Source organism: Lentzea sp. NPDC004782 (assembly GCF_040609115.1).
Classification (GTDB): Bacteria; Actinomycetota; Actinomycetes; order Mycobacteriales; family Pseudonocardiaceae; genus Lentzea.
Map to the genome: position 1 here is coordinate 1 of NZ_JBEXJN010000129.1, position 9,428 is coordinate 9,428.

Here is a 9,428-nt window from a genome sequence, read left to right on the forward strand (position 1 = left end):
TGAAGGGCTCCTTCCTCCACCTGGTGTGGATGAAGGAGCCCTTCATCCACTCACCGGACGGCGAGTCGCGGACACGACTTCCGGCTACCTGCTCGGGCAGCACGCATCGGTTGGCGGACAAGGGTTCCGCCACGGCTCAATCGACGAACGGAGCAATCGGTCATGGGAGACTTCGACGGGTTGGTGGCTCTCGTCACCGGCGGCGGCTCGGGCATCGGCCGGAGCACGGCCGAACTGCTCGCCGCCCGCGGTGCACGGGTCGCCGTGCTCGACCTGGCGGCGAGCGACCTGCCGGAGAACATGTTCTTCGTGCGGGCGGACGTGTCCGACGACCACAGCGTCCGCGACGCCGTGGAAGCGGTCGTGACACGGTTCGGCGGCATCGACGTCGTGGTGAACAACGCGGGCATCGGCGCGCAGGGTGACGTGGCCGCCGCGACCGACGAAGAGTGGCTCAGGGTGTTCGACGTGAACGTCGTCGGGATGGCCAGGGTGACCCGCGCCTGCCTGCCGCACCTGCGCAACTCCCACTTCGCCGCCGTCGTGAACACCGGCTCGATCGCGGGGACCGCGGGCCTGCCGCAACGGGCGGTCTACTCGGCGAGCAAGGGCGCGGTGCACGCGCTGACCCGTGCCATGGCCGCCGACCACATCCGGGAGGGCATCCGGGTCAACGCGGTCGCGCCCGGCACCGCCGACACGCCGTGGGTGCGGCGGCTGCTCGACTCGGCGCCGGACCCGGCGGCCGAGCTGGCGGCGCTGGAGGCCAGGCAGCCGCACGGCCGTCTGGTGAAGGCCGACGAGATCGCCGCGGCGATCGCGTACCTCGCGAGCCCGATGTCGGGGTCCACCACCGGGACCGTGCTCGCCGTCGACGGTGGCATGGACGCGCTCCGGCTGCGCCCCCGTGGCTGACGTCCTGAGCCGGCTGGGACTCGGCACCTCCCCGCTGGGCAACCTGTACACCGAGGTGACCGACCGCGAGGCCCGTGCCGTGGTCGACGCGGCGTGGGAGACCGGGATCCGGATCTTCGACACCGCCCCGCACTACGGCCTGGGGCTGGCCGAACGACGGCTCGGTGCCGCGCTGCGCGACCGGCCGCGCGACGAGTTCGTGCTGTCCACCAAGGTGGGCCGGCTGCTGGTGCCCGACCCGTCCGGAGCGGGACGGCTCGACGACGACGGCTTCGTCGTTCCCGCCACCACGCGCCGGGTGTGGGACTTCAGCGCGGACGGCGTGCGGCGCAGCCTCGAGTCGTCGCTCGACCGGCTCGGGCTCGACCGCGTGGACGTGGTCTACCTGCACGACCCGGACGACCACTGGGAGCAGGCGGCGAACGAGGCGATGCCCGCGCTCGTGGAACTGCGCGAGCAGGGCGTGATCGGCGCGATCGGTGCCGGGATGAACCAGTGGCGGATGCTCGCCAGGTTCGTGCGGGAGTCCGATGTGGACACCGTGCTGCTGGCCGGCCGCTACACGCTGCTGGAGCAGCCCGCGCTCGCCGAGCTGCTGCCGTTGTGCGCCGAACGCGGGGTGGACGTGCTCGCCGCCGGGTTGTTCAACTCCGGTCTGCTGGCCCGCCAGGACGTGCCGGACGACGCCACCTACGACTACCGGGCCGCGTCCGCGGACGTGGTCGGCCGCGCCCGGCGGATCGCCGAGGTCTGCGCCCGGCACGGCACGACGCTGCCGACCGCGGCGCTGTGGTTCCCGTTCGGGCACCCGGCCGTGACCGGTGCGCTGATCGGCGCCCGCGCCGAGGCCGAGCTCCGTGCGAACGTGGCGGCGTTCGCCACGCCCCCTCCGCCGGGGCTGTGGGCGGAACTGCGTGACGCCGGACTGCTTGAATCCGATGTGCCAACCCCGTGACGGCTTCGAAGAACACATGGATGAGGAACGGCAATGCGACTGTTGAGAGTGGGCGACCCCGGCACCGAGATTCCCGCGGTGCTCGACGACGCCGGCCAGGTGCGTGATCTGCGCCCGGTGACGGGGGAGATCGACGGCGACTTCCTGGCCGGCGGCGGTGTGGCGCGGGTACGTGACGCCCTGACCGGTCTGCCGGAGCTGGACGTCACGGGACTGCGGGTCGGCGCACCCGTGGCCCGTCCCGGCGCCCTGGTGTGCATCGGGCTCAACTACTCCGACCACGCGGCCGAGACGTCGGCCGAACCGCCCGCGGAGCCGGTGGTGTTCATGAAGAAGTCCAACACCGTCGTCGGGCCGAACGACACGGTGCTGGTGCCCAGGGCGAGTGTGAAGACCGACTACGAGGTGGAGCTGGCCGTCGTGCTGGGTGCCACCGCCCGGTACCTGGAGAGCCCGCAGGACGCGGCGGCGGTGATCGCCGGATACGCGATCTCCAACGACGTCAGCGAACGCGAGTTCCAGACCGAGCGCGGCGGTCAGTGGACCAAGGGCAAGTCCTGCGAGACGTTCAACCCGCTGGGACCGTGGCTGGTCACCGCCGACGAGGTGGGCGACCCGCAGGCGCTCGGCCTGCGGCTGAGCGTCAACGGTGAGCTCCGGCAGAACGGCAACACCGCGAACATGCTGTTCGGAGTGCACCACATCATCTGGTACCTCAGCCAGTTCATGGTGCTGGAGCCCGGTGACGTGGTGAACACGGGCACGCCCGCGGGCGTGGCGTTCGGCGTCAACGACTTCGATTACCTGCGTGCCGGTGACACGGTCGAGCTCAGCATCGATCGTCTTGGCACGCAACGGCAGCGGATCGGGCAGGCGTGAGCGCCATGCGCCGGATCGACGCCCATCACCACCTGTGGGACCTCTCCGCCCGGCCGCAGGACTGGCTCGACGGGCCGGAGCTGAGGACGATCCGCCGCGACTTCGGTCCGGCGGACCTCAGTGCCGTGACCGGACCGGCGGGCGTCGACGCCACCGTGCTCGTCCAGGTGTTGAACGACATCGACGAGACCGCGGAGTTCCTCGCCGTGGCGGGGAAGTCCGACCTGATCAAGGGCGTCGTCGGGTGGGTGGACCTCACCGCGCCCGACGTCGCCGAGCAGCTGGACCGGTTGCGTTCCGGGCCGGGTGGCGAGCGGCTGGCCGGCATCCGGCACCTGGTGGAGCCCGAGCCGGACCCGGACTGGCTGATGCGTCCCGACGTGCTCGCCGGGCTGCGGGCGGTGCGTGACGCCGGGCTCGCCTACGACCTGCTGACCCGGCCGCACCAGCTCCCGGCGGCGCTGGTGGCGGTGCGGGCGGTGCCGGACATGGTGTTCGTGCTGGACCATCTGTCCAAACCGGACATCGCCGGTGGTGTGCTGCAACCGTGGGCGACGCACCTGGCCGCGCTGGCCGCCGAACCGAACGTGGTCGCCAAGGTGTCCGGTCTCGTCACCGAGGCCGGTCCGCAGTGGACCGTCGAGGATCTGCGGCCGTGCGTGGAGATCGCGCTGGAGGCGTTCGGGCCGGACCGGCTGATGGCCGGCACCGACTGGCCCGTCTGCCTGCTCGCGGCGTCCTACGGCGAGGTCTTCGACGCTGCCGCCCGGCTGTTCGCCGGGCTTTCCGAGACTGAGCGCGACCAGGTGTTCGCCGGCACGGCCGAGCGCGTCTACCGGTTGGGGACGAGCTGATGCACACCGTGCGACTGGCCTACGGCGAGACGGGACTCGATCTGCGGGTCGACCCGGCTCGCACCACGGTCGTGGTGCCGAAGCACCACCAGGTCACCGAGGCGCCCCGCGAGATCCTCCGGCGCGCACTGCGGTCCCCGGTCGCCGGGCCGCCGTTGCGGGACCGGGTTCGGCGCGGCCAGACCGTGGCGATCTCGGCCTGCGACGGCACCCGTCCGCAGCCCCGGCACCTGATGATCCCGGCGATCCTGGAGGAGCTCGACGGGCTGGTCGAGCTGTCCGACGTCGTGGTGCTGGTCGCGACCGGCACGCACCGCGGCAACACCGAGGCCGAGCTGCGCGCGATGTTCGGCGACGAGGTCGTCGACTCGGTGCGGATCGTCAACCACGACGCCCGTGACCAGGCCAGCCTCACGTGGCTGGGGCACATGGGCGCGGACGTGCCGGTGTGGCTCAACAGCGAATGGGTCGCCGCGGACGTGCGGATCACCACCGGTTTCGTCGAACCGCACTTCTTCGCCGGGTTCTCCGGCGGCCCGAAGCTGGTCGCCCCCGGTCTCGCCGCGCTGGAAACGGTGCTGGTGCTGCACGACGCGCGGCGGATCGGGCACCCGCGGGCGACGTGGGGCGTCATCGAGGGCAACCCGGTGCACGACGACGTGCGCGCCATCGCCGCCGCCACCGGGGTGACGTTCGGGTTCGACGTGGTGCTGAACCAGGACAAGGACGTCGTGGCCGCGTTCGGCGGCGACCTGCTCGCGATGCACGCGGCCGCCGTGCGCGCGGCCCGGGAGGTCGCGATGCAACCGGTGCCGCACCTGTTCGACGTGGTGGTGACGACGAACTCCGGCTACCCGCTCGACCAGAACCTCTACCAGTCGGTGAAGGGCATGTCGGCGGCGTTCGAGGTGGTCAAGCCGGGCGGCACGATCGTGTGCGCGGCCGAGTGCCGGGACGGTTTCCCCGACCACGGCTCGTACCGCTCGGTGCTGGCGTCCGCGGACTCGCCCGCCGCGTTGTTCGCGGACATCTCGGCGCGCACGGTCACCGTGCCGGACCAGTGGCAGGTGCAGATCCAGGCCCGCATCCAGGCCGCCTGCCGGGTCGTCATGCACACGTCGTACCTCAGCGACGACGAACTGGCCACGGCGCACCTCTCGCAGACTCCCGATGTGTCTCAGGCGGTGCGGGAGGCGCTCGCCGCGGCCGGACCGGACGCCCGCCTGTGCGTGCTGCCCGAAGGTCCGCAGACGATCCCGTACCTGGAACGCCCATGAACGTGTTGGTGTGCCTGGACAAGTTCCGCGGTTGCCTCACCGCCGCGCAGGCCTGCGCGGCGGTCGCCTCGGGAGTGGCCGCCGCGGGTGGCCGCGCGGTGGAGATGCCGGTGGCCGACGGTGGCGAGGGCACCCTGGCGGCCCTGGCGCGGGCCGGTTATCGCGAGGTCCTCGCCGACGTCACCGGCCCCACCGGACGGCCGGTGCGCGCCGCGTTCGCCGTGCGCGGGACCCGCGCGGTGATCGAGATGGCCCAGGCGAGCGGCCTGGACGTGCTGCCAGGAGGTTTCGCGCCACTCGTCGCCGACAGCCACGGCACCGGCGAGCTGATCCGGGCCGCGCTCGACCACGGCTGCCTGGACATCGTGCTCGCGGTCGGCGGCAGCGCGACCACCGACGGGGGAGCGGGCCTGCTGCGCGCCCTCGGCGCCCGCATCACCGACGCCCGCGGCGTACCGGTGGGTCCCGGTGGCGCGGCCCTCACCAACGTGGCCGAAGTGGATTTGTCGTTGCTGGACTTCCGCTTGCGCCTGGCACGGGTGACGCTGGTGTCCGATGTGGACAACCCGCTGACCGGCCCGTCCGGTGCCGCCGCGGTGTTCGGCCCGCAGAAGGGCGCGACTCCGCGCGACGTGGAGGTGCTGGAGCGCGGCCTGTGCCAGTTCGCCGCGGCGATGGCGCGGGCGACCGGCCGTGACCTGAGCTCGTCTCCCGGCGCGGGAGCCGCCGGCGGCACCGGTTTCGCGGCACTCGCCGCCCTCGACGCCCGCCGCGTCTCCGGCGCGGAGTTCGTTCTCGGCGAGGTCGGCGTCGAGGAGGCCCTGCGCTCGGCGTCGCTCGTCGTGGTCGGGGAGGGCCGGTTCGACTCCCAGAGCCTGCGCGGCAAAGCACCCTTCGGGGTGGCCGCGGCGGCTCGGCGGCACGGCGTGCCGGTGGTGGTGGTCGCGGGCGATGTGAGGCTCTCCGCTGACGAGCTGCGCGAGATCGGCGTGGTGGCCACGTGGTCGTTGCTGACCCGTGCCGGGAGTCTGGAGGCCGCGGTGGGCCGTGCGCCCGAGCTGCTGGAGCGGATCGGGCGGGAACTGCCGTCCGTCGTCGTGCGGGGAGGGGCGGCGTGAGCGGGCAGGAGGCGGTCGACCTCGGTTTCGCCCGGGTCGACGTCGGCCGGGAGGCGCGGCAGGGGCTGCCGGAGGTCGTGTACGGCACCGGGAAGACGGCCGCGGAGATCGCGTCGATCGTCCGGACGTTGTTGCGGCACAACGACGGTGCGGTGCTGGTGACCCGTGTGGACGCTGATTCGGCGGTCGCGGTTCTGGCGGACGTTCCGCACGGCACGTACGACCCCGCCGCCCGCCTCCTCGTCTGGCGTCCCGCCGCACCGGTCGGGTTCACCGTGGTCGTCGCCGCCGCGGGCACCGCCGACCAGCCCGTGGCCCGTGAAGCCGCCGCCATCGCGACCGCCGTGGGTCTCAGCGTCACCACCGTCACCGACGTGGGTGTGGCGGGGCTGCACCGCCTCCTCGCCGAGCAGGACCGGCTGCGTGCCGCAGACACCGTCATCGTGGTGGCCGGGATGGAGGGCGCGCTCGCCAGCGCCATCGGTGGCCTGGTGGCCTGCCCGGTGGTCGCCGTTCCCACCTCCACCGGGTACGGCGCCGGCCTGGAGGGCATCACCGCGTTGCTCGCCATGCACGCGTCCTGCGCGGCCGGGATCACGGTGGTGAACATCGACTCCGGGTTCGGTGCGGCGATGGCCGCGTTCCGCCTGTCCCGCGTGGCCCTCCGGAGCGCGCCATGAGCCGTGTCTGCGTCATCTCCCCGTTCACGGGCCTCGCCGGCGACATGCTGCTGGCCGCCCTCGTCGACGCGGGTGCCCCGCTCGAAGCGATCCGCGCCGCCGTCACCGACACCGGCCTGACCGGCTGGGACCTCACCGTCACCCGCGCGGTGAGCCACGGCCTCACCGCCTCCCGCGCCGGAGTCGTGGTGTCCGACCACGCCACCAGTCGCAAGGCGGCCGAGCTGATCGCCATGGCCGGGCGGGTTCGCGACCGGGCGGTGGCGGACGTGGCGGTGGCGGCGTTGCGCGCCATCGCCGAGGTCGAGGGACGCCTGCACGGCGAGGATCCCGACGAAGTGCACCTGCACGAGCTCGGTGGTCACGACACCCTCGTGGACATCGTCGGCGTAGCCGCCGCCGTCACGGCGCTGGACGTCCGCACCGTCCACTGTGAACCGCTGCCGCTCGGCACCGGCACGGTCCGCACCGCCCACGGCGTGCTGCCCTGCCCGGCACCGGCGACCGCGGCCCTGCTGGACGGCGCCACGGTCACCGGGTCCGAGCTGCGCGGCGAGACCGTCACCCCGACCGCCGCCGCTCTGCTGCGCGCCCTGGCCGCGGACTTCCGGCCACCTCCGCCGATGCGGTTGTCCGCCACCGGCTACGGCGCGGGCACCAGGGTGCTGGCCGACCGTCCCAACGTCGCGGTCGTGCGGCTCGGTGAAACCGACGACGCGGACGTGCGGGACCTGGTCGTGCTGGAGACCAACCTGGACGACGTCACCGGCGAGGTGCTCGGGTACGTCGTCGGCCGCCTGCTCGACGGCGGTGCGCTCGACAGCTGGATCACGCCCGCGGTCATGAAGAAGGGCCGCCCGGCGCACGTTCTGCACGCACTGGCGGCTCCGGAGCACGCCGACGGCGTCGAACGGCTGATGCTCGCGGAAACCGGAAGCCTGGGCGTGCGGCGAAGCACCGTGCGCAGGACCGCCGTCGCGCGCAGCACGGACATCGTGCACGTACAGGGCATGCCGGTTCGCCGCAAACACGGGCCGCACCACAGCAAACCCGAGTACGACGACGCGGTGGCGGTCGCGCGGCAGACCGGGCTGCCGCTGCGGACCGTGCTGGCGATGGCCGCGGAATCGCAGGAGGAGAGCTGATGGACACCCGTCTCGTGGCACGTCTCGCCGAGATCGGGCCGCTCGCCGTGGCCTTCTCGGGCGGCACCGACTCCGCCCTCGTCCTGGCCGCCGCCGTGCGCGCCGGTGGTCCCGACGCGGTCCTCGCCGTCACGGCGGACTCGGCCAGCGTGGCCGCCGCCGAACTGGCGCACGCCGCGTCGTTCGCCCGCACCCTGGGCGTCCGGCACCTCACGCCCGCGACGACCGAGCTGGACGACCCGCGCTACGCCGCGAACGGCCGTGACCGTTGCTACTTCTGCAAGTCCACGGTCCTGGACGCCATCACCGCCGTTGCGCGGGAGCACGGTCTGACCGCGGTGGCGACCGGGACGAACGCCGACGACGCGCGGGACCCGTTCCGGCCCGGCATCCGCGCCGGGGACGAGATCGGCGTGCACACCCCGTTGCGCGATCTCGGCATGACCAAGGCCGACGTCCGCGCGGTGAGCCGGCGCTGGCAACTGTCCACCTGGGACAAACCCGCGCTGCCGTGCCTGGCGAGCCGCGTCCGGTACGGGCTTCAGATCACGTCCGCGCGGCTGGCCAGAGTGGAGCGCGCCGAGGTGGCGGTGCGGGCGTGGCTCGCGGACGCCGGCACGCCGAGCAGGGACCTGCGGGTGCGCGACCTCGGCGACGTCGGACGGGTGGAGCTCGACCCGCATCTCGCCGAACTGCCCCAGATCCGCGCGGGCCTGGCCGAGGTGGTCCGCGCGGCCGGGTTCACCGGTGTGGAGCTCAAGGAGTTCCGGTCAGGTGCGTTGAACCACGAGTGACGCTCAGGCCGTCCAGATCCGGTCGGCGTAGGCGAGGAAGTTGCCGCCCATGATCTTGGCGATGCGGTCCTCCCGGTAGCCCTGCTCCTCCAGCAGTCGCACGAGCTGCCGGAACTGGTCCACCCCGCGCAGGTCCTCGACGAACGGCCAGGTGCCGGACTCCCCGGCGGCCCCGGCCGAGGCGCGCTCGGCCTGTTGCCGGGTCAGGTGGGTGCGACAGGCGTCGAGGTCGTCGGTGGCGGCGGCGTTGCCCGAGAGGACCGGGAACGGCATGAAGCAGATGCCGACGAAGCCGCCCCGGTCCGCGACGAGGCGCAGTTCCTCGTCGGTCTTGTTGCGCGGGTGGCCGCGAACAACCGGACGCGGTCGGCGGCCTCGGAGCCGACCGTCGTGGCGTTCTGGAAGCCGTAGATCACGCCGATGCGTCGGTGTGCGCCTGCATGATGTCGTCGGCGCGCGGGACCTGAAGCAGGTGATCGGGATGCGCGGCGAGGATCTCGTCCCAGACGTCCAGGCCGCGGACCGTGTGCTCGTACGGGTCCTCGTCACCCCAGGTGTAGCCGATGGTGACGGTGACGGCGGTCAGCCCCGAGGCCTTCGCCTCGGTGAGGACCCGGTCGTCGACGGTGAGGTCCTCGACGTTCGGGTCGTCCAGCTCTCCCAGAGCGTTGACGATCGGGAAGGAGGTCGCGCCGACGGAGCATAGGTCGTGGGTGGTTTCCGCGGCAGCGCAACGCACCAGCCGGTTCCAGTCGGCGGCGAACTGCTCGCTGCCCGGGGCGGCGACCGCGAGCACGCCGCGCGGTCGCGT

General features: G+C 72.9%; 11 protein-coding genes. 9 read left to right on the top strand and 2 right to left on the bottom strand.

What is annotated here, in order from left to right; translation table 11 throughout:
* Positions 1 to 162: 162 nt before the first annotated feature.
* Genes ABZV40_RS45720 through larE form a run of 9 tightly spaced genes read left to right on the top strand, consistent with a single transcriptional unit; the run spans position 163 to position 8,617 of the window.
* Complete coding sequence (locus tag ABZV40_RS45720) at positions 163 to 915, top strand: SDR family oxidoreductase (protein ID WP_355456391.1); 753 nt, start codon at positions 163 to 165, stop codon at positions 913 to 915.
* On the top strand, positions 908 to 1,870 hold the full coding sequence (locus ABZV40_RS45725) for an aldo/keto reductase (RefSeq protein ID WP_355456392.1): 963 nt from the start codon (positions 908 to 910) through the stop codon (positions 1,868 to 1,870). The genes ABZV40_RS45720 and ABZV40_RS45725 overlap by 8 nt, the downstream gene beginning before the upstream one ends.
* 33 nt (positions 1,871 to 1,903) lie before the next feature.
* Positions 1,904 to 2,749 carry a fumarylacetoacetate hydrolase family protein gene (locus ABZV40_RS45730; RefSeq protein WP_355456393.1) on the top strand — a complete coding sequence of 282 codons (846 nt, stop codon included), beginning with the start codon at positions 1,904 to 1,906 and terminating at the stop codon, positions 2,747 to 2,749.
* A 5-nt stretch (positions 2,750 to 2,754) separates the two neighbouring features.
* Positions 2,755 to 3,603: an amidohydrolase family protein gene (locus ABZV40_RS45735; protein ID WP_355456400.1), complete on the top strand. Its 849-nt coding sequence runs from the start codon at positions 2,755 to 2,757 to the stop codon at positions 3,601 to 3,603.
* The gene (larA, locus tag ABZV40_RS45740; RefSeq protein ID WP_355456394.1) at positions 3,603 to 4,880 is read left to right on the top strand and encodes a nickel-dependent lactate racemase; all 1,278 of its coding nucleotides are present in this window, start codon (positions 3,603 to 3,605) and stop codon (positions 4,878 to 4,880) included. Before ABZV40_RS45735 ends, larA begins: the two co-directional genes overlap by 1 nt.
* Positions 4,877 to 5,998 (top strand): glycerate kinase, encoded by a 1,122-nt coding sequence (locus ABZV40_RS45745; protein WP_355456395.1) that lies wholly within the window; start codon positions 4,877 to 4,879, stop codon positions 5,996 to 5,998. The genes larA and ABZV40_RS45745 overlap by 4 nt, the downstream gene beginning before the upstream one ends.
* Positions 5,995 to 6,678, top strand: coding sequence for a nickel pincer cofactor biosynthesis protein LarB (gene larB / locus ABZV40_RS45750; protein WP_355456396.1), 684 nt, complete (start codon positions 5,995 to 5,997; stop codon positions 6,676 to 6,678). Before ABZV40_RS45745 ends, larB begins: the two co-directional genes overlap by 4 nt.
* Positions 6,675 to 7,823, top strand: coding sequence for a nickel pincer cofactor biosynthesis protein LarC (larC, locus tag ABZV40_RS45755; protein ID WP_355456397.1), 1,149 nt, complete (start codon positions 6,675 to 6,677; stop codon positions 7,821 to 7,823). Before larB ends, larC begins: the two co-directional genes overlap by 4 nt.
* Entirely contained in the window at positions 7,823 to 8,617 is a 795-nt protein-coding gene (gene larE, locus ABZV40_RS45760) for an ATP-dependent sacrificial sulfur transferase LarE (protein WP_355456398.1), read from the top strand. The genes larC and larE overlap by 1 nt, the downstream gene beginning before the upstream one ends.
* 3 nt (positions 8,618 to 8,620) lie before the next feature.
* Here larE and ABZV40_RS45765 read toward each other — a convergent pair whose 3' ends face one another.
* Together ABZV40_RS45765 and ABZV40_RS45770 are read right to left on the bottom strand one after the other, a co-directional pair.
* On the bottom strand, positions 8,621 to 9,100 hold the full coding sequence (locus ABZV40_RS45765) for a membrane dipeptidase (protein ID WP_355456401.1): 480 nt from the start codon (positions 9,098 to 9,100) through the stop codon (positions 8,621 to 8,623).
* Positions 9,030 to 9,428 (bottom strand): hypothetical protein (locus ABZV40_RS45770; protein ID WP_355456399.1); only part of this gene is annotated, 399 nt, incomplete at its 5' end. The genes ABZV40_RS45765 and ABZV40_RS45770, both read right to left, overlap by 71 nt.

Excerpts from the sequence above, each read along its gene's own strand:
- ABZV40_RS45735 (WP_355456400.1), top strand. The coding sequence starts at position 2,755 with ATGCGCCGGATCGACGCCCATCACCACCTGTGGGACCTCTCCGCCCGG.
- ABZV40_RS45745 (WP_355456395.1), top strand. The coding sequence starts at position 4,877 with ATGAACGTGTTGGTGTGCCTGGACAAGTTCCGCGGTTGCCTCACCGCC.
- ABZV40_RS45730 (WP_355456393.1), top strand. The coding sequence starts at position 1,904 with ATGCGACTGTTGAGAGTGGGCGACCCCGGCACCGAGATTCCCGCGGTG.
- larA (WP_355456394.1), top strand. The coding sequence starts at position 3,603 with ATGCACACCGTGCGACTGGCCTACGGCGAGACGGGACTCGATCTGCGG.
- larE (WP_355456398.1), top strand. The coding sequence starts at position 7,823 with ATGGACACCCGTCTCGTGGCACGTCTCGCCGAGATCGGGCCGCTCGCC.
- ABZV40_RS45720 (WP_355456391.1), top strand. The coding sequence starts at position 163 with ATGGGAGACTTCGACGGGTTGGTGGCTCTCGTCACCGGCGGCGGCTCG.
- larC (WP_355456397.1), top strand. The coding sequence starts at position 6,675 with ATGAGCCGTGTCTGCGTCATCTCCCCGTTCACGGGCCTCGCCGGCGAC.